This window comes from Hellea balneolensis DSM 19091 (genome assembly GCF_000428525.1).
GTDB lineage: Bacteria > Pseudomonadota > Alphaproteobacteria > Caulobacterales > Maricaulaceae > Hellea > Hellea balneolensis.
Genome location: NZ_AUAC01000003.1, coordinates 527,863 through 547,607, shown reverse-complemented (window position 1 = coordinate 547,607; position 19,745 = coordinate 527,863). Strand labels below are relative to the sequence as shown.

18 protein-coding genes and 2 tRNA genes are annotated in these 19,745 nt (G+C 48.6%); 9 read left to right on the top strand and 11 right to left on the bottom strand.

Annotation, left to right across the window (positions count from 1 at the left end; translation table 11 throughout):
* Positions 1 to 43: 43 nt before the first annotated feature.
* Together nhaA and F569_RS19555 are read right to left on the bottom strand one after the other, a co-directional pair.
* Positions 44 to 1,234, bottom strand: coding sequence for a Na+/H+ antiporter NhaA (nhaA, locus tag F569_RS0108805; RefSeq protein WP_407637009.1), 1,191 nt, complete (start codon positions 1,232 to 1,234; stop codon positions 44 to 46).
* A gap of 270 nt (positions 1,235 to 1,504) precedes the next feature.
* Complete coding sequence (locus F569_RS19555) at positions 1,505 to 1,735, bottom strand: hypothetical protein (protein WP_154813694.1); 231 nt, start codon at positions 1,733 to 1,735, stop codon at positions 1,505 to 1,507.
* A 106-nt stretch (positions 1,736 to 1,841) separates the two neighbouring features.
* Here F569_RS19555 and F569_RS17280 point away from each other — a divergent pair, with 106 nt between their 5' ends.
* The gene (locus tag F569_RS17280; protein ID WP_162143761.1) at positions 1,842 to 2,747 is read left to right on the top strand and encodes a hydrogen peroxide-inducible genes activator; all 906 of its coding nucleotides are present in this window, start codon (positions 1,842 to 1,844) and stop codon (positions 2,745 to 2,747) included.
* Here the strand turns inward: F569_RS17280 and pdeM are convergent.
* Both pdeM and F569_RS0108785 read right to left on the bottom strand, forming a co-directional pair.
* Positions 2,744 to 3,433: a ligase-associated DNA damage response endonuclease PdeM gene (gene pdeM, locus F569_RS17275; protein WP_051279621.1), complete on the bottom strand. Its 690-nt coding sequence runs from the start codon at positions 3,431 to 3,433 to the stop codon at positions 2,744 to 2,746. The two genes, F569_RS17280 and pdeM, sit on opposite strands and share 4 nt — an antisense overlap.
* Positions 3,411 to 5,915, bottom strand: a complete 2,505-nt coding sequence (locus tag F569_RS0108785) for a ligase-associated DNA damage response DEXH box helicase (protein ID WP_051279619.1) — start codon at positions 5,913 to 5,915, stop codon at positions 3,411 to 3,413. Before F569_RS0108785 ends, pdeM begins: the two co-directional genes overlap by 23 nt.
* Positions 5,916 to 5,987: 72 nt before the next feature.
* On the opposite strand from F569_RS0108785, the gene F569_RS0108780 reads away from it, so the two are divergent.
* The 4 genes from F569_RS0108780 to F569_RS0108765 all read left to right on the top strand — a co-directional run bounded on the left by F569_RS0108780 (position 5,988) and on the right by F569_RS0108765 (position 10,305).
* Positions 5,988 to 6,986, top strand: coding sequence for a ligase-associated DNA damage response exonuclease (locus tag F569_RS0108780; RefSeq protein WP_034388084.1), 999 nt, complete (start codon positions 5,988 to 5,990; stop codon positions 6,984 to 6,986).
* Complete coding sequence (locus tag F569_RS0108775; RefSeq protein ID WP_026941895.1) at positions 6,986 to 8,575, top strand: cisplatin damage response ATP-dependent DNA ligase; 1,590 nt, start codon at positions 6,986 to 6,988, stop codon at positions 8,573 to 8,575. Before F569_RS0108780 ends, F569_RS0108775 begins: the two co-directional genes overlap by 1 nt.
* 248 nt (positions 8,576 to 8,823) lie before the next feature.
* Positions 8,824 to 9,858 (top strand): site-specific DNA-methyltransferase, encoded by a 1,035-nt coding sequence (locus F569_RS0108770; protein ID WP_051279772.1) that lies wholly within the window; start codon positions 8,824 to 8,826, stop codon positions 9,856 to 9,858.
* Positions 9,859 to 9,960: 102 nt separating this feature from the next.
* Positions 9,961 to 10,305, top strand: coding sequence for a DUF2853 family protein (locus F569_RS0108765; RefSeq protein WP_026941893.1), 345 nt, complete (start codon positions 9,961 to 9,963; stop codon positions 10,303 to 10,305).
* Between the two features lie 76 nt (positions 10,306 to 10,381).
* Here F569_RS0108765 and mutY read toward each other — a convergent pair whose 3' ends face one another.
* A complete protein-coding gene (gene mutY / locus F569_RS0108760; protein WP_026941892.1) occupies positions 10,382 to 11,437 on the bottom strand; it encodes an A/G-specific adenine glycosylase in 1,056 nt (351 codons plus the stop codon).
* Positions 11,438 to 11,484: 47 nt separating this feature from the next.
* Here mutY and F569_RS0108755 point away from each other — a divergent pair, with 47 nt between their 5' ends.
* Genes F569_RS0108755 through F569_RS0108745 form a run of 3 tightly spaced genes read left to right on the top strand, consistent with a single transcriptional unit; the run spans position 11,485 to position 13,176 of the window.
* Positions 11,485 to 12,021 (top strand): DUF721 domain-containing protein, encoded by a 537-nt coding sequence (locus F569_RS0108755; RefSeq protein ID WP_026941891.1) that lies wholly within the window; start codon positions 11,485 to 11,487, stop codon positions 12,019 to 12,021.
* A complete protein-coding gene (locus F569_RS0108750) occupies positions 12,014 to 12,739 on the top strand; it encodes a thioredoxin domain-containing protein (protein ID WP_026941890.1) in 726 nt (241 codons plus the stop codon). Before F569_RS0108755 ends, F569_RS0108750 begins: the two co-directional genes overlap by 8 nt.
* Positions 12,739 to 13,176, top strand: a complete 438-nt coding sequence (locus tag F569_RS0108745) for an SseB family protein (RefSeq protein ID WP_026941889.1) — start codon at positions 12,739 to 12,741, stop codon at positions 13,174 to 13,176. The genes F569_RS0108750 and F569_RS0108745 overlap by 1 nt, the downstream gene beginning before the upstream one ends.
* Here F569_RS0108745 and F569_RS0108740 read toward each other — a convergent pair.
* A complete protein-coding gene (locus F569_RS0108740) occupies positions 13,112 to 14,131 on the bottom strand; it encodes a LysR family transcriptional regulator (RefSeq protein WP_154813693.1) in 1,020 nt (339 codons plus the stop codon). The genes F569_RS0108745 and F569_RS0108740 overlap by 65 nt on opposite strands.
* A gap of 90 nt (positions 14,132 to 14,221) precedes the next feature.
* On the opposite strand from F569_RS0108740, the gene F569_RS0108735 reads away from it, so the two are divergent.
* Positions 14,222 to 14,617 (top strand): tetratricopeptide repeat protein, encoded by a 396-nt coding sequence (locus F569_RS0108735; protein WP_026941887.1) that lies wholly within the window; start codon positions 14,222 to 14,224, stop codon positions 14,615 to 14,617.
* A 65-nt stretch (positions 14,618 to 14,682) separates the two neighbouring features.
* Here the strand turns inward: F569_RS0108735 and F569_RS0108730 are convergent, their stop codons facing one another.
* The 5 genes from F569_RS0108730 to clpX all read right to left on the bottom strand — a co-directional run bounded on the left by F569_RS0108730 (position 14,683) and on the right by clpX (position 19,692).
* Complete coding sequence (locus tag F569_RS0108730; RefSeq protein ID WP_154813692.1) at positions 14,683 to 15,255, bottom strand: hypothetical protein; 573 nt, start codon at positions 15,253 to 15,255, stop codon at positions 14,683 to 14,685.
* Positions 15,256 to 15,582: 327 nt separating this feature from the next.
* A tRNA-Asp gene (locus F569_RS0108725) sits at positions 15,583 to 15,659 on the bottom strand.
* A gap of 82 nt (positions 15,660 to 15,741) precedes the next feature.
* A tRNA-Val gene (locus F569_RS0108720) sits at positions 15,742 to 15,817 on the bottom strand.
* A gap of 82 nt (positions 15,818 to 15,899) precedes the next feature.
* Entirely contained in the window at positions 15,900 to 18,302 is a 2,403-nt protein-coding gene (gene lon, locus F569_RS0108715; protein WP_051279617.1) for an endopeptidase La, read from the bottom strand.
* Positions 18,303 to 18,426: 124 nt separating this feature from the next.
* Positions 18,427 to 19,692 carry an ATP-dependent Clp protease ATP-binding subunit ClpX gene (gene clpX, locus F569_RS0108710; RefSeq protein ID WP_026941884.1) on the bottom strand — a complete coding sequence of 422 codons (1,266 nt, stop codon included), beginning with the start codon at positions 19,690 to 19,692 and terminating at the stop codon, positions 18,427 to 18,429.
* Between the last annotated feature and the right edge of the window lie 53 nt (positions 19,693 to 19,745).

The window sequence follows — 19,745 nt, the reverse complement described above, 5'->3', positions numbered from 1 at the left end:
CGTCCTTATAAAGTAAGACGCGGGAACACCTTCACGCAGATATTTAAGCTTTTACAGCTCGTGTTGATTCTTCGGATTTATTGCAGAAAAAGCGTAATAATGTAAATCCTAATACACCTGAGGCGATAGAGCCCATTAGCACACCTAGGCGCACAGAATTTAACGTCTCATCCCCCTCAAAGGCGAGGGTTCCGATAAAGAGACTCATCGTAAAGCCGACACCAGTGAGACAGGCAATGCCGTAAACTTGGCACCAATTCGCCCCGCTTGGTAGCTTCGCAAGGCCTAGCTTCACGGCTATCCAAGAGAAAGAAAAGACGCCGATTTGCTTACCCAGGAAGAGGCCCAAAGCAATGCCTAGCGGTATGGGCGCGAGCACATCGCTAAATGTAATGCCTTTGAGCGATACACCCGCATTGGCAAAGGCAAAGAGCGGCAAGATCAGGAATGCCACCCAGATGTGAAGGGAATGCTCAGCATGGTGCAGCGGAGACGTCTTAGTGGAATCATTCGCTTTGAGCGGTATCGCCAAAGCGGTTATAACGCCGGCAAGTGTCGCGTGAACACCTGACTTCAGAACACAAGCCCAGACGAAGACACCGATTAGCGCATAAGGCATAATCCGCATGGTCTTGCTGCGGTTCAGCGCAATTAAGCCTAATATGCCTAGCGCCGCCCAAGCGAGTGCTGTCAAAGAGAGGTTTTGCGTATAAAACAGCGCGATGATTATAATGGCGACAAGGTCATCGATAATCGCGACGGCCAATAATAGTATTTTCAAAGACACCGGCACGCGCGATCCGACCAGCGCTAAAATACCCAAAGCAAAAGCAATATCCGTAGCGGCGGGGATAGCCCAACCCTGCACGGCGACAGGATCGCTTATATTGAAGTAAACATAGAAAAGCGCGGGAACAACCACACCGCCAATCGCTGCAAAAATCGGCAAAGCGGCTTTATCAAAACTAGAAAGCTCACCCTCCAGCACTTCCCGTTTAATTTCCAATCCCACTAGGAAGAAGAAAATCGCCATCAAACCGTCATTGATCCAGAGAAGCAGGGGCTTGGCGATCTCGAACGTGCCGAATTGCACTTCAACAGGGGTTGATAAAAAGCCCGAATAAAATCCGCTTAACGGCGAGTTATTAGCCACGAGAGCCAGTACGGCTACAAACATCAAGACAAAACCCGCTGAGGTTTCGTATTTTAGAAAGTCCTGAATTTTATTAACAATACGGGGCATCTTTTTTCCAATATAAATGAGCCGGCCCGCTTAGCAGCAGGTCGGCGAAAGACTATAATTATGTGAATGTAAAGCGGCTAGGCTATTAGGCCGCCATTCCGAAAAATAACATTAGGCCTATCAGCGTGAGCTCAGCTTTCATTTTTCCTATTTTGGATTTTAATGTCGTCACGATGAGTCTCCTGTGTTTGTTTCGGGTTGAGTTCTTGTCTGGCGTTGCGAGGGGTACGCCAGACAAAATGTTGTGGGTCTATGACTTTGCTAGAACCACGAGCTTTTGACGTCAGCCGGCGGCCTAGCTGCGCCAGACCGGCGATATCTGCGGCGACGCGGAGACTGGCGGTTAAACCTAGCATATTCCAAACGGTCACGGCTTGGATCAGCCTCATATGTTACCGGAATAAGAGCCGATGTTTCCATGCTAGGGAATAGCTTCGCGAACATCTTAGACAAAGATTGCGATGACGACTTCATTTGATTAGTCCGTAACATTTCAAACTCCTTATTGCTGGTTACAAACACTAAGTAGCTAATGGCTTGCCATAGTTAAAATATAAATATACTATACTTTATACAGCTTTAAACTATGGAAAAGATTATGAAGCCCACTCTCCGACAGATGGAATATTTAGTCGCCATTGCAGATACGGGGACTTTTGGAGAAGCCGCCAAACGCACATTTGTCAGCCAACCCAGCTTGTCGGCGCAAGTCAAAGACATGGAACTGCATATCGGCGCTTCCCTATTAGAACGCGGTCGCCACGGCGCTCTGCTTACGCCTATTGGGGAGGAAATGGTCAAACGAGCACGCATTGTCCTGCGCCAAGTTGAAGAGATGAAAGTTTTGGGCCGCGAGGCTGAAGGCACTCTAGCGGGCCGCGTAAAATTAGGCGTTTTGCCAACTGTTGGCCCTTACCTTCTGCCGCAAGCGACGCGAAAACTACATAAAGCCTATCCAGATCTTCGGCTATTTGTCAGAGAAGAACGCACAGTTGATCTGCAGGATCATCTCGCATCGGGTGAATTTGATGTCATTATTTCAACACCCGAAGACCATCTGGACACCAAAACTTTGCCGTTAGTCAAAGAGAACATATATATATGTGTCGCGCCGGATGACCCGCTCGCCGAGAGCCGCAAATCAGTGTCAATTACAGATCTTAAAGGACGTGAATTCCTTACCCTTGGACATGGCCATAAATTTACGACGGTCGTTCAAAATCTTGCCGGTCTCGCTGGGGCAACGACCAGCGGCGAATATGAAGGCACAAGCCTGGACACTATTCGGCAAATGGCCGCAATGGGGGGAAGCGTCGCTGTACTGCCAAGCCTTTATGCGATCTCGGAAGCCAAGCGAGACCCGCAGCTTATCGTCCGCCCTATTGATCATCCTAGCGCCCAACGACAGATCAGCCTCATCTGGCGGCGCTCTTCCCCCCTTGCAAATAAATTCGAAAAAGTGGGAGAGGTTTTCACCGACGTCGCCGCATCAATTATGGCTTAAGCGCTTTTGATCATAAAAATTCTGTTCTGATAGGTCATTGCGACTGCTGCCATGTCCGGCATGGCGGCCTTGAATGCTGGGTCGGACACATAAAGCCCGCCTGTATATGTGCCGAAAGACGGCAAAATGATGCAGCTCTCACTAATTGCGAAACATGGCGATGAGACAGAGCCAAGCTTAGCTTTTATTTTAGCTTTGGGGTGATAATGACCGCAAATATTTACGCCCTGCTCAACCGCATAAGGATGGTGGGTGAGAAGGAAATCGCCTGTTTGAATGTGATCTTCTCTTTGGCCGTAAAGCGTCTTCGGAATATCCGGGTCATGATTGCCTAATATCCAAATTAAATCACGGTCAGGTGTTACAAGTTGGTTGAGACGCGTTGCGGCGTCAGGAGACAATCTTTCATCCGCCGCCACATCATGAAAACTATCCCCCAAAGCGATAATCGATTTAGGCCCATAATCAGATGCAATTTCGCTAAGCCGTTCGAGCGTGTCATGCGTATCAAATGACGGCAATACGGAGCGCCCAACTTCACGTAAATAGCTGCCCTTTTCAAAATGCATATCCGCGACGAGAAGAGTCTTGCTCTCGGGAATAAAAGCGACTTTACGTGAGTCCAGAACCAGCTCTCCCGCGCAGGTCTTTAGACTATGTGTTTCATATTTTTGTGTTTTTGGCATCCACAAAAGCCTTTACTGTGTCCAGCCGCATATCGGCCATGTCCTCATGACTGGCTTGCTCTAAAATCGCAATCTTGGCATCCCCAATAAGCGTTTCTTTGCCAAGCTGCATCATTGAGGGAATAGATAAAGGAGAGGCATGGGGCAATGTTACGTAATCAATCTGGCCTTGGACATCATGAAGCCAATTTCTAAGCCGATCCATATCAAGTAAGTCCCTTTCCGCTTCTTCTTTGGCAATCCGCAATAAGATATGGTCTGGATCATATTTTTGCAGAACATCATAGATCAGATCAGTGCTGAAACTGACTTGCTTCATTGTACGCTTTGCCCCGGGCAGACGTTGTTCGGTAAGACCTGCAATCGTCGCAATTTTACGAAAGCCGCGCTTTACCATAGGCGCTTCACTTACCCATTTTTGATAATCTTCCTGTAATATATCCTCTGACATCAAGCTCTCAACATCATTCACAGGCTCCATAGATGTGATAGTCAGTGCGTAATCCGTGATAGAATATGTTAGTGGTTTAAGACCCCTTTTTTCCATACGGCGCGACATCAGCAGTCCCAAAGCCATATTGACTTTACGCCCTTCGAAACTGTGAATGACAATGACATGGGCTCCCTTGTCGAAAAACCCTTCGACCAGAACCCCTTGTGCACTGGGCAATTTTGAAAACTCTGATTGCAGCTCCAGCCACGCTCTTATTTGCAGCGGCAGTGCCATCCATTGTAATGGATCGGACAGTGTGCGTCGCACGCCCTCTGCCAAAAAAGTCGAAAGCGGCATCATACCGCCGGCATAGGCCGGAACTTTGGGCGGCGATGTCTTGGGCATAGGGCTGACTTCAAGTGCCATATCCCGCACGCCGTGATAGCGAAGGACTTCACCGCCAAAAACAAAGCTGTCACCCGGGGCAAGACCCATCACAAAACGCTCTTCGATCTCTCCGATATTTCGGCCTCTTTTAGATTTCATATTAGGAAAGCGGCGTACTTTTAATTTTGCATATTCAACAATGGTGCCGATATTCATACGATGTCGCCGCGCTTGCTGCGGAGATGATATTTGGTATCCTCTGGACGTTGCATTTAGCCGTGCAAATCGATCATAACTTTGCAAAGCATAGCCGCCGTCACGGGCGAAGTTTACAAGTAAATCAAAATCAGCCTTGGTGGTATTGCGATAAGGCCAAGCTTGCCGAATTTCGGCTAATAATTCGCGTTTCTTAAATTTTCCGGCGCAGGCGCGATTGACGATATATTGCACAGCCACATCCATCGCGCCGGATGTGTAATCTTCACCGTCGCGCTTGCCGTTTTGAATGGCCTTTATGGCGACTGCACACTCTACAGCCTCCAAAGGGTTACAAGGCACAAGCACCGCTTCTGAGGGTTCATCCATGCGGTGATTGGACCGCCCAATGCGCTGTAGCAAACGACTGACGCCTTTAGGCGCGCCAACTTGTAAAATCAAATCTATGTCACCCCAATCAATGCCCATTTCGAGTGCCGATGTAGAGACAACCGCTCTCAACTTCCCCGTCGCAATCAAGTCTTCCGTTTTTTGCCGCCGCTCTCGGGACAGTGAGCCGTGATACAGCCCTATGGGCAGGTTATCATCATTGACCTGCCAGAGCTGCTGAAAGAGGAGTTCCGTTTGAGCACGAGTGTTTACGAAAATGATAGCGCTCTTGGCTTTTTTAATGACGCTATAAATATCCCGCACAGCAAAGCGGGGGTTATGTCCACCCAAAGGATATCGGGTTTTACCTTCCATAATTGTTAGCTCTGGCGGTGTGTCTCCGCTCACGGAAATAATGTTTGCGGGTGATCCGCTTGGCCCTAACCACTTTGCAGCAGAGGTTTCATCAGCGATTGTCGCTGACAAGCCGAAACGGATATGGTCCGGCGCAAGCGTTTTCAGCCGTGATAAAGCCAGAGATGTAAAATCTCCGCGCTTATTGGAGGAGAAACTATGAAGCTCATCGATAATAACGGTCTGCAAAGATGAAAAATATGTCTCTGCATCTGGATAGGACAATAATAACATCAAGCTTTCAGGAGTCGTCAGCAATATATCAGGAGGTGTTTTGCGCTGCTTGGCGCGCTGATAACTTTTTGTATCTCCGGTACGAACCCCAACCCTTATGGGTAAGCTAAGTTCAGCAATGGGGCGATTGAGATTTCGCTCTATGTCATTTGTTAGGGCACGAAGCGGAGAGATATAAAGCGTGTGTAGTTTTGGCTTTAGTGACGCTTCCTTTCGCGAGAGTTCGATCAGGCTTGGCAAAAATCCTGCAAGCGTTTTCCCGCCGCCTGTCGGCGCAATTAAAAGCGTGTCTTCACTGCGCGTGAAAGCCTGAACCATTTGGCGCTGATAATCGCGGACACTCCAGCCTTGAGCCGTAAACCACGTCTCAAAGAGTTTTGGAACTTCTGCGACGTCCAAACTTTTCTTATGTGATACCGTATCAAGCATAACTTTATTACGATAGCCTTTCGCAAGCAGACTTGGGAGTCCTACATCTCGAACGCCTCACCAGAAAAATGGATGCAAGTAAGGCCCGAAGGGCTCTATTGCGCACCGGCAGATATTTACATCGACCCGCACCACCCCGTTGATCGGGCTATCATCACACATGGTCACGCGGATCATGCGCGTTCGGGTCACGGCGAAGTCTTCGCGACGCCTGAAACACTCGCGATTATGCGAACACGCTATTACCTCAAAGATGAAACGGCCGAAACGGGTCTGCCTTATGGACAACGCGTTGATTTAGGTAATGGCGTGACTTTGTGGTTTGCCAGCGCGGGGCACATACTGGGTTCTGCTCAAGCAGTTCTGGAATATGACGGCAGCCGTGTTGTTGCCGCAGGGGATTACAAACGCCATCCCGATCCGAGCTGCGTCTCTTTTGAAGTCGTGCCTTGCGATGTCTTTATAACGGAGGCGACATTCGCCCTGCCCGTATTTCAACATCCGCCTTTGGAGATTGAGGTTGAAAAGCTTTTACGGTCTTTGAAGACCCTTCCCCACCGCACGCATATTGTAGGCGTTTATGCGTTAGGTAAATGCCAGCGCGTCATGAAAACATTGCGTCTGGCGGGTTATGAAGAGCCCTTTTATTTGCATGGCGCCCTTAAGAAGCTTACGCAGCTATATGAAAGTTATGGCCAGGATTTTGGTGAATGGATCATGGTCAGCGATATTCCCCGCGCGGATAAACACGTTTTCCAAGGCAAGATAGTTCTTTGTCCGCCCGCACAGATTAATGACCGCTGGTCACGGCGTTTTGAAGACCCCCTGCCAACTGTGGCAAGTGGGTGGATGCAAATTCGGGCGCGAGCACGACAAAAGCGAGCCGAGATGGCATTGGTCGTGTCCGATCATGCCGATTGGGGGGACTTGATCCGCACTTGCGAAGAGACTGGGGCCAAAGATATTTGGATTACCCATGGCCGCGTTGAAGCTCTGCAATACGCGCTTAAAAAACGCGGTATAAATGCGAAAGCGCTCAACATGATTGGCCGTGATGAGAGCGTCGAATAATGGATGAATTCGCGCAACTCTTGGATGATCTCTATTTTACCAATTCAAATTTGGCGAAAGAGATAATTCTCACCAACTATCTGCGGCAGGTTTCTGATCCGGATCGCGGGTGGACGATTGCGGCCATTGCCGGAACGCTTTCATTTGATCTGTTCAAGCGCAATGTCATTAAATCTCTGATGATGGAGAGAATGGATCCATTTTTGTTTGATATGTCCAAAGACTATGTCGGCGAGATGAGCGAGACAATCGCCCTCGCTTGGCCGCAATCCCCTGAACCTGTGCGCCTAAACCGTTTGCCTGAGCTACACGAGGTGATTGCCGAGTTTCAATCCCGCAATAAGGCCGGCATTCGCGATTATCTTGTCCTTCTTCTCGACAATATGACCCCCTCTCAAAGATGGGCGCTCTTGAAATTAGGCACGCGCGGCTTGCGAATCGGTATGTCCGCGCGATCTGTGAAATTGACCCTCGCAAAGATGAAAGCGGTTGAAATTGACGTGATTGAGTCGATTTGGCACGGCCTTATCCCGCCCTATCTGGATTTATTTGCTTGGATAGACGGTAGAGCCGACTTGCCTGACTTAAGCGATAAATTGACATTCTCACCTGTCATGCTGGCCCACCCGATTGATGAGGACAAAGATCTGCCGCGCATCTCGCCTGAGACCCATATTGCCGAATGGAAGTGGGACGGCATTCGTGTGCAGCTTTCGAGTAACGGCGCAGAGACGAAAATATTCTCCCGCAAAGGCGAAGACATCACGCATAGTTTTCCCGACCTTGCTGGCTCCGTGACCTTGCAGGGTGTCATTGACGGGGAGCTGCTCGTGAAGACGGGCGGCGAATTGGGGTCATTTAATGATTTGCAACAGCGCTTGAATAAAAAGAAACCGACCAAAGCGTTGATAGAAAAACTACCCGCTCACATTATCGCTTATGATATCTTGGAACTGGAGAATGATAGTCTGCGCCAAGAAACTCTTTTAGTACGGCGGGAAAGACTGGGCGAAGCGCTGTCAGAGACTCCGCAATCACGGATAGACATCTCTGAAATACTCCCATTTGAGTCGATTGAGGATTTGCATTATCTGCGAGAGCAAGCGGCCCAAACAGGCGGCTTGATTGAAGGCCTGATGATTAAAGATGTCTCAAGCATATATGTATCCGGACGCCCTAAACATGCATGGTATAAATGGAAACGCGATCCGTTTCTTTTGGATGCAGTGTTGATGTATGCGCGGAGAGGCACAGGAAAACGCTCATCCTATTATTCGGATTACACCTTTGGACTTTGGAATGAAGACGGTGAATTACTCCCGATCGGGAAAGCCTATTTCGGTTTCACAGACGAAGAGCTTAAAGAGATCGACAAATGGGTGCGTAATCACAAACTTCAGCGCTTTGGTCCTGTGCAAGAAGTCGAAAAGGGTCTTGTCTTTGAGGTTGCCTTTGACTCTGCCCAAGAGAGCAAACGTCATAAATCAGGCTATGCACTGCGCTTTCCGCGCATTCACAGGATAAGGTGGGACAAACCCGCTGCAGAGGCTGATAAGCTCTCAAGCTTGGAAGCGCTCATATGCACTTAACCTTAAATAGTGCCTATAGGCCCTTTAAGCTATCTGCGGCTTTGCAAACAGACTGTGAATATTAACCCCTCCTAACAAAAGGTTAAAAAGATAAGTTTTTCAGTGTCTTAACCTTATGTTAGCCAAAACAGCGGCAAAGATTCCTTTAACGATAATAAGCGGGCTCAGTCAGGGGCCTGCCGCATGAAGGATAAAACGTGAGCCAACTGCCTTTAAATCAAATCATTCAAGGCGATTGCATCGCAAATATGAATGCCCTGCCCGCAAATAGCGTCGATCTGGTATTCGCTGACCCACCCTATAATCTACAGCTTGGCGGAAATTTATCGCGGCCTGACAATTCGGTTGTAAACGGCGTGACGGAAGAGTGGGATCAATTTGATACGATGGATGCCTATGATCTGTTCACCCATGACTGGCTACAAGCTGCGCGGCGCATCCTAAAACCTAATGGCTCTATGTGGGTTATTGGCAGTTATCACAATATTTTCCGCGTTGGCGCTATATTGCAAGACCAACAATTTTGGATTCAAAACGATATTATCTGGCGCAAAACAAATCCGATGCCCAATTTCCGTGGTACGCGTTTTACCAATGCTCACGAAACGCTTATCTGGGCGACCAAAACCGAAGACGCAAAACCGACATTTCATTATGACGCCATGAAAATGATGAATGACGGCGTGCAAATGCGCTCAGACTGGACTCTGCCAATTTGCACTGGAATGGAGCGCCTTAAAAAGTCAGACGGTAAAAAAGCACATCCAACACAAAAACCTGAAAGCCTACTCCACCGCGTTATCTTATCTACGTCAAATCCCGGCGACATTATTGTGGACCCATTCTTTGGCACAGGCACAACCGGCGCTGTCGCAAAGAAGCTTGGCCGCAAGTTTATCGGCTTTGAAATGGAGGAAGAATATATAATCCATGCGCGCCGCCGTATTGAGAAAATCAATGAAGGGTCTTTGGAAAATGTCGCCGTCACCAAATCCAAACGTGCAGAACCCAAAGTGCCTTTTGGAACCTTGGTCGAGCGTAACTTCTTAAAATCCGGAACGAAACTCTTCTCCCCAAATGGTAAAATTGCAGCCCGTATCAGGCCGGATGGAAGCTTGGCGACTGCGGATTTCAAAGGCTCTATTCACAAGGTCGGGGCTCATGTTCAAGGTGCGCCGAGCTGTAATGGTTGGACATTCTGGCACTTTAAAACGGATAAAGGCCTCACACCGATCGATGCAATTCGCACTGAAATTCGTGCCGGAATGGCCGTATCAGGGTAAATTTTTCGTTCAGCTCTTGTTTAACTTCCCTATTTTAAGCATTATTACATTGCGAGGGGCGTCCCCCGCATGTGACTTAAACAGCTAACGGGGGATAATCCTATGAGTAAACGTGACGACCTAATCGAAAAATATGCTGCTGATTTGAAAGAAAAATGCAATGTCTCAGCAGACATGGACTTTCTGCGCAAAGTAACAATTGGTTGCGGACCATCCATTTATAATCGCGACGCGTCAACAGTATCGGCGTCTGACAAAAGCGAGTTGGAAACAGTCAAGAACAACTTCCTTATCAAGAAACTTGGCCTGAGCGATGGCCCTGCTCTTGACGAAGCCATCGATGCCGTCATGGATCAATATGACCGGTCAACAAAAGCGAAATATCGCGCAGTGGTTTATTACCTACTTGCGAAACACTTTAAGAAAGAAAGCGTCTACAACAAATAGACAGTTTTAATATATTGGTGCGCAAGCACAAATGATGGACGCGGCTAGGTTGCCTACACGGTGCTAGGCCGCGTCTTTATGCGTTTGAGACTGACAATATTTTTTTCATGACCGTTGGCAGCGCAAAATCTTTAATATCTTTCAGAGGCGCCCAAACCCCGTTCACAGATTTATCCATGGCCTCAGCGCGGTAAACGTCCAAGCGAAGCTCAAAATGCGTGAAAACATGTTTTACAACAGTCTCACATTTTTCCCAATTTCTGTTAATAGGCGCCGACTTTAACGGCTCGGTTGGTATATCGCCCCAATCCGTTCCCGGAAATCCCATCATGCCTCCGAGCAAACCTTTATCAGGGCGGCGGCGCAGCAATACACATTCATCATGGCGTAATACAAATGCAGCCCCATGACGAACAGGCAGCTTCGCTTTTTTTACCTTCTTGGGATAATCGGTAGGACGGCTTTGTTTAAGGGCCTCACAATGGCCCTGCCAAGGACAGTCCGCGCATTTTGGCGAGCGCGGCGTACAAATCGTAGCGCCCAAATCCATAATCGCCTGACCATAATCACCGGGGCGTTTCTGCGGCGCAAGCGTGCCCGCCAATCGGCGATATTCTGATCTGGCTTTGGGTAACGGCGCTTCAATTTTAAAAATACGGCTGACCACCCGTTCCACATTTCCATCAACGATATTCGTCGCTTCATCAAAACAAATGGCGGCAATCGTAGCGGCTGTGTAGGGGCCAATACCGGGAAGCTTAAGAAGCTCTGCCTCTGTTCGGGGAAATATGCCGTCATACTCATCTCGAATGACGCCCGCACATTTATGAAGGTTTCTCGCTCGCGCATAATATCCAAGTCCCGCCCATAACGTCAGGATACGATCGCGATCTGCATTTGCCAAATCAATTACCGTTGGAAACTCGACAAGGAATTTTTGCCAATAAGGCGTGGCATGCGGCACTGTTGTCTGCTGAAGCATAATTTCAGACAACCAAACCGCATAAGGATCAGCCGCCTGCCCCGCATCACGGTCCTCCGGCCTTATACGCCATGGTAAAATCCGCCCCTGCCGGTCATACCATGCGAGAAGCTGCTCTTGCAAATGCACTATGTCTGTCTGTTTTTTCATCCGTAAAACCGATGTGACCGCTTTACGCGCAAGGCGCAATAGGCCAAATGGTAGGCGTGTCACTTTCTCGTAAAGATAAGCAGACGCTCAATCATTGGCTTGAGCAAAAACGCGGAAAACCGCAATATCGTCCTGCGCCTAAAGCTGGAACAGCTGTCAATAAAGTTCTCAAACCGCTTTCAAAGAAATTTGGCGGAGGCGGCGCATCAGCAGCGATGCTTTCGAAACATTGGCCCGATATCGTCGGTGCGCGCTGGTCAAAAATTTCCAAGCCTGTAAAGTTTTCAGGCGGCAGAGACGGCAGAACCCTTATAATTGCCGCGCCGGGCGCAGCGGCCACCCTTATTATGTCAGCCAGCGGTCCTATAATTGAACGCCTGAACAATCATTTGGGCGAGGGATATATTGCCCGCATTCGCGTGACTCAAACCAAAATGAGCACCGAAAGTAAAACCACTATACCCAAGCGTGGCCTTTCGCCGCGAGAAGAGGCTCAACTGCAAGAGGGCCTTTCAAAAATAGAGAATAACAGTCTAAAACAGGCCTTGGAAAAACTCGGAAGAGGAGTCCTTACGGATGATTAAATTTACTGCCGGCCTCTTGGCTTTATCACTTTTTGCAAGCACGGCTTTTGCACAAACAACGCCCATGCCCAAAGCGGATGCCCATAGTGAGCATGAGCATTCTCAGCAGACAAAAATGCCGGCCAAGGATGTCCCGTTTGCCTTGTCTGAGGCCCCCGAAGATCATGTGGTAGGCTCTGACACTGCGCCGATAACGATGATTGTTTGGGCGTCAGTAACTTGTCCGCACTGCTCTGACTGGTTTACCAATGAGTGGCCTTCAATAAAGAAAGAGCTTATCGAGCCTGGCAAAATGCGGTTTGTCTTCCGTCCTTTGCCCACTGCTCCGGCGCAGCTCGCCATGGTTGGATTTATGATGGCAGAATGCGCACCGTCTGACGATTATTTCAAGCTCATTGAATATCAAATGGAAAATCAGAAGATGATATTTGAAGCCGCTGAAAAAGGCGAAGCCCGCGCTGAGTATGATAAAATTGGCAAGCTAGCGGGACTGAAGTCCGAGGAGGACATTAACGCTTGTCTCGCAAATAAAGAGAAATTAGCCCATATTCATCTCAGCAATGAGCGGGCCAATAGCGCAGAGCTCCAAGGCGTCCCGGCCTTTTATATCAATGGTGATGTCTATGAGGGTAAACAGGATGCTGAAACACTGACGAAACTTATCTTGGACATGTCTGAAAAAGGTTTGTCTGTTCTGCCAAAGGGACAGCAGAAGTAATGTCTGACTTTGAGGACATGCTTGCCCATACAACGCCTGAGCAACTTGCGGGGGATCCCATAGCGCGCAAAGCCTTTAGTGTTGCTATGCTCGCTAGCGATTTTTATCTGCCCGTCGAAGAAAATGAAAAAAAGCAAGCCGATAAAAGCGGAATTTCTCTGCAAGCCGTGGTGGTCAATAACACACCACATGTTGTTATCTTTTCTTCAGAAGAGCGTATGAATGCCTTCGCCCCGTCCGGAACACGTTTCGCTCGCGCGAATGGAGGCAGCTTTTTCCCCTCACTAATGGGGCATCATGCGATACTAAATCCCGGCCCTGCGGGTTTGGTTTTCACACCGGAAGACATCGCAGAAATTCTAGGAAAAGATTTTACTCCGCCACATCAAGGCTGCGGGGCCCCGGGGCATGTACATGGTCCGGGTTGTCAGCATTAACCCCGCCGCAAGACAGACCTGACGCAACATTATCAAAAACTGATGTTCCGCCATTGAGAAAATAGGCTGCGTCCTGGGCAAAAGCTTCTACTAAAAAATCAAACACAGCGCGAATACGGGCTGATCGACGCAGATCCTCATGGGCGACAAGAAAGATATCTTCTTGCTGAGAAACATTGGGCAAAACGCGGCGGATGTTACCGTCGCGGCCAGGCGCACAGCCGCCAAAAACAGGTAATGCGCCAATCCCGTAACCATTGGCAATCGCTTCATCGAAAGCCCAAATCGAATTTGTTCTGAACGTCACACGTCCCGGGAGGTAATGCGGCTGATGATTATTATCCATAATCCAAAGCTGCTTATCATCCATGATTGTCGCCATCACCCCATCATGATTCTTTAAGTCATCTAATGACTGAGGAGCGCCTTTTTGTTGAAGGTAAGTCTCAGACGCAAATAGTCCAAAGGTAGCCGTCGCAACCTTACGGCCAATTAAACTGTTTTGATCCCCCGGCCCCATCCACCTCACGGCGATATCGGCTTCGCGTTGCGCGAGATTATAATTCTTAAAGCCGACGCCCATATCGATAAGGATGTCAGGGTGACTGGCCCGAAATGTTTGCAAAACAGCCGGCAGCCATGCCGTTCCAATACCCTCTGTTGCCGAGAGCCGGACAACACCCGCAAGAGAGTCTTCAAGCGTTGCAGAGGAACGGTCAATTGCCGATGCCTCGTCCTGCATGCGCCGGATATGATCAAGCATGGAATGACCAAATGAGGTTGGTACGAGTTCCCCATTTTCTTTCTTCAGAAGCGGCGTGCCAAAATGATCTTCCAATGCGCGAATACGGCGCCCAACCGTAGGCTGGCTCATTGAAAGCTTTCGGCCCGCAGCCGTTAGGCTCCCGGTTTCCGCAACAGCTAATAAAATTGGGTAGTCTGACCAGTTACTCATACGGATGTGAATAGCATTTATACAAATATTGTCAATTTCATTCTTTTTTAAACTAAAATACACGGAAACCGTCAAACGAAAGGAAACGATATGACTTATACTCTTTTGAAAAAAGCAGCGATTGCGTCTCTTACGGCGCTTGCCCTCACCGCAACATTACCGGCGGCCAGTGCCATGGCTGCGGATAAGGTTACGGACAGCTTTGTTGTCAAATCAACAACTGATGGCCGCATCAAGATAGGCGTTAAAGCTTATAAGCAGGGCAATTACGAAAAAACGGTACGGATGACACGGGCTGCGCTGAACACGTCTTTATCGCCCAGGCGTGCAGCTATAGCACATTCCAATCTTTGTGCCGCCTATGCAAAACTGGATATGCTGGATGAAGCCAGACAAGCTTGTGCTGCGGCCCTAGAGTTACGTCCGAATTATGAACCCGCCGAGACGAATAAAGCCTCACTCACCATTCGTCTTGCGCAAAAGTAATCGGGCGTCCCCAAAATACAAAAACCCCGGCCTTGGCCGGGGCATAAGTCTTTAAATAGAACAGCTTAGAGCCACGGTCCATCCAGAGGCGCACCCGTAGGATCGCCATCACCTGAATTTTCCTCACCCTCTAAGGTGACTTCATCGAGCCACGGTCCGTCAAGCGGAGCACTCGTAGGATCGTCATCAGATGAATCAGTATCATCAACTGAAACTTCGTCCAGCCATGGACCGTCTAGTGGAGCTGAGGTTGGATCTTCGCCCTCCCCGCCATTATCATCTGCTGACAGTTGATCAAGCCACGGGCCATCCAATGGGGCGCCGGTTGGATCGCCGTTATTTGATGTATCAGCATTATCTGCTGTAATTTCATCGAGCCAAGGCCCGTCTAAAGGTGCGCCCGTTGGATTAACATCACCTGAGCTACTCTCGCCAAATATAGCGTCAACACCTGCTTGCACGTCTTGAGCGATTGCATTCTCCATTGCGATGTCGGCACCTGTGATAAATCCCGCCGCATCCAACAGAATGCGTGGCTCTAGGGTTACAAGCCCCAAGCTCGCTCTGGATACAGCTTTCGTGTCGATAGGCGCGTTTTGGGTTTGCGCTTTGGCTGTGGCTTTAAGTTTAACTGACATATTATCCTCCTTGGCATCTGTCATAAGAGCTCCGCAGAGCTCGGGCTTGATGGGCGAGGCCTTATGGCAGCCGTTTGGGTAAAGCGGCTATGGACGCAGCCCATCTCATAAGTGAAATTGATTTATTGCGCCATCTAAAGATGTATATATTGACAAATAAAACTATTACTAGTTGTATTTGTCAATATAGCTGTAAATGTTCTTGTGAGTTTAATTTTGGAGAAAAGTCTCTTTGAGCAAAGGGCATCGCAAACGTCATAGGTAGACAAGAGGGCGACATATTTATGGATTTATAATTAGTAGGGGAAAAGGCCATTTCAAAAGAAATGGCGCGAGTGACGGGACTCGAACCCGCGGCCTCCGGCGTGACAGGCCGGCGCTCTAACCAACTGAGCTACACCCGCTAAGATGTGAGCGGGGTTTAGCCACAACACCCCTCTCCGTCAATCGGAAATACAGAGATATTGAAACTAATTTCCTGTATAATGGTGGGCGGTAACGGGTTCGAACCGCTGACCCTCTCGGTGTAAACGAGATGCTCTACCAGCTGAGCTAACCGCCCACATTAGGAGCGCGCTTAATGCGCAGAAAAAGCGCCAAGGTCAACACCTTGGCGCATAATTATTTTGAGTATAATTTAGGGATTAATGCGCTGCAGCGCCGCCGCCTAGCGGCGTATCTTGTCCTACCATGATCCCCGCAAGAGCGGCCTCATCACTGGACGTCCATTTTATCTTTTTAGGTTTACGCGTAAGGGCGTGCTTTAAGACTTCATCCACCGTGCTAACAGGGATGATTTTCAGCGCGCCCTTCACGTTTTCCGGGATATCTGCCAAGTCTTTTTCATTATCTTGCGGAATGAGGACTGTCGTAACGCCTGCCCTTAACGCGGCCAAAAGTTTTTCTTTTAAGCCGCCAATTGGTAGGACGCGTCCACGCAGGGTGATTTCGCCTGTCATGGCCACATCTTTGCTGACGGGAATGCCGGTCAGAACAGAGGTCATAGCGGTTATCATCGCCACGCCTGCGCTAGGCCCGTCTTTAGGCGTTGCGCCCTCTGGCACATGGATATGAATGTCGGTACTGCGGAATTGACGCGGACTTATGCCTAGCTCCGGCGCTTTGGCTTGAACGTAAGAATTTGCCGCTGAGATTGATTCCTTCATAACGTCTTTGAGGTTACCCGTCACCGTCATCTTGCCCTTACCAGACATAGAGGCCGCTTCGATGGTCAGCGTGTCTCCACCGACCGATGTCCATGCCAAGCCTGTAACAACACCGACTTGGTCCTCTGTGTCGATCATACCAAAGCGAAATTTTTTCACGCCTAGGAAGTCTTCGATATTTTTCGATGTCACAATGACTTTTTTAGTCTCTTTGGAGACAATTTTAGTCAGCGCTTTACGAGCCATAGATGCGATTTCACGCTTAAGGCTCCGCACACCTGCCTCGCGTGTGTAATAGCGAATAATATCGCGCAGGGCTTCGTCTTTTACGGAGAACTCACCCTTTGTAAGGCCGTGCTCTTTCACTTGATCCGGCACGAGGTGACGCTTAGCAATCTCAACTTTTTCATCTTCAGTGTAACCCGGAATACGGATAATCTCCATACGGTCGAGCAAAGGCTGTTGCATGTTTAGTGAATTGGCCGTGGTAATAAACATGACGTCCGAAAGGTCATAATCCACGTCGAGGTAATGATCATTGAATGTATCATTTTGTTCAGGGTCGAGCACTTCGAGCAAGGCCGAAGACGGGTCGCCGCGATGGTCTGACCCCATTTTGTCGATCTCGTCAAACAGGAATAACGGATTGTTATATTTCGCTTTTTTCATGGATTGTATGATACGGCCCGGCATAGATCCAATATAGGTTCTTCGGTGACCGCGAATTTCAGACTCGTCCCGCACGCCGCCTAATGAGACGCGTACAAATTCACGCCCCGTCGCGCGCGCAACAGACTTGCCTAATGAGGTTTTACCTACCCCCGGAGGGCCTACGAGACACAGGATTGGGCCTTTGACTTTCTTGGTACGCGTTTGAACAGCTAGGTGCTCAATGATGCGTTCTTTGACTTTATCAAGACCATAATGATCTGCGTCCAATATCTCTTGCGCTTTTTTGAGGTCACGCTGAACACGCTTCTTTTTGCCCCAGGGCACAGAGAGCATCCAATCCAGATAATTGCGCGAGACATTGGCTTCGGCAGACATTGGGCTCATTTGGCGAAGTTTTTTCATCTCCTTCTCGACCTTTTCTTTGGCCTCCTTTGTGAGCTTTGTTTCATCAATACGTGTTTGAATTTCAGTAAATTCATCATTACCGTCAGGTCCGCCAAGCTCGGTCTGAATGGCTTTCATTTGCTCGTTGAGATAATATTCACGCTGCGTTTTTTCCATTTGACGCTTGACGCGGCCGCGGATTTTCTTTTCGACTTTCAGCACGCTCGCCTCGCCGCTGATAAGATCTAGTATTTTATTTAGCCGCGCCGAGACTTCTGCTTCGGCTAGAAGGGCTTGCTTTTCAGCAATATTAGCATTCAGGTGAACTGCAATAATATCTGATAGTTTTGAAGGATCTTTTGTTTCTGTAACAGAGGCAACAACCTCTTCGGCAATCTTCTTGTTGAGCTTTCCGTAAGTTTCAAATTGCGTCGAAACATCTTGCGCTAACTTCTTGGCCTTGGACGCATCTTTGTAAGATGACGGGGTAAGTTCAGCATAAGCTTCCATAAAGTCGCTACGGTCTGTAAACGCCTCAACCACGGCCCGGTCTTCACCCTCAACGAGAACCCGAACAGTCCCGTCAGGCAGTTTTAACAGCTGTAATATTTTAGCAACGCTACCGCGGTGGAAAATATCGTCTTGGCCCGGCTCATCCGACTCTGCATCTTTTTGCGTCAGAAGCAAAATACGTTTGTCATTACTCATGACATCTTCGAGTGCTTTGATGGATTTTTCGCGGCCTACAAATAACGGCACGACCATATGTGGGAAAACGACAATATCGCGAAGCGGCAAGACGGGGAATAAAGCTGTGTCAGACATAATACATCTCAATTTGGAAGACACGTTATATACGTATCAAGTCTTACAAAGGTGGGATGCAAAGGCAGTGGTTTCAAGCCTTCACACCCGAAAAACCAGCTGTCTGACTGAATAAAACAGACCTTTAAGAGGCCTTTTCTTTTGTTTGTTTTTTATCAGAGTAAATTAGCAGAGGCTTAGCTTCGCCCGTCACGACTTCGCCGTTAATTACGACCTCTTCCACGCCCTCATATGTTGGCAGATCATACATGCTATCGAGCAATATACCTTCCATGATAGAGCGCAAACCCCGAGCCCCTGTCTTGCGGTCAAGTGCGCGCTTAGCAATGGCCTTCAAAGCATCATCAGAGAATGAGAGACGCACGCTCTCCATTTCAAATAATGTCTGATATTGCTTCACGAGTGCATTTTTTGGCTCTGTCAAAATCGTCACGAGGGCATCCGCATCAAGGTCTGTTAGAGTCGCAATGACCGGCAAACGGCCTACAAATTCAGGGATAAGGCCAAAGCGGGTTAGGTCTTCTGGCTCTACGCCCTGAAGAATATCACCGACACGGCGCTCATCAAGTTCTTTGACCTTACCGCCAAACCCAATAGATGCACCCTCACCGCGATTTGAAATGACTTTATCAAGTCCTGCAAAGGCTCCGCCAACGACGAAGAGAATATTTGTTGTATCGACTTGCAAAAACTCTTGCTGAGGGTGCTTACGACCGCCTTGCGGAGGAACTGATGCGACTGTGCCTTCCATAATTTTCAAAAGCGCTTGCTGTACGCCCTCACCTGACACATCGCGCGTGATGGACGGGTTATCAGACTTGCGGCTAATTTTATCGACCTCATCGATATAGACAATCCCGCGCTGCGCACGTTCAACATTATATTCAGCGGATTGCAGCAGCTTTAGAATGATATTTTCAACATCTTCACCGACGTAACCTGCTTCTGTGAGCGTCGTGGCATCAGCCATAGTGAAAGGCACGTCAAGAATACGGGCTAATGTTTGCGCGAGAAGCGTTTTACCGCAACCCGTCGGACCTACGAGAAGTATATTTGATTTGGCCAATTCAACATCAGGGTTAGATGTTGCGTGATTGAGGCGTTTATAATGATTGTGAACGGCAACCGAGAGGACGCGTTTAGCGTGATACTGTCCAATAACATAATCATCCAGCGTTTCACAGATTTCTTGCGGCGTTGGCACGCCTTCCTGTGCTTTGGAAACAGAGCCCTTGCCCTCTTCCTTGATAATATCCATGCAAAGTTCGACACATTCGTCGCAAATGAACACTGTTGGACCCGCAATCAGCTTGCGCACTTCATGCTGACTTTTACCGCAAAATGAGCAGTAAAGTGTGTTTTTGCTGTCGTTACCTGTCGTTTTACTCATAAGTCCATTCCGTTCGCGCATATTATCAGCGCTATCTTGCAAAGATCATACCG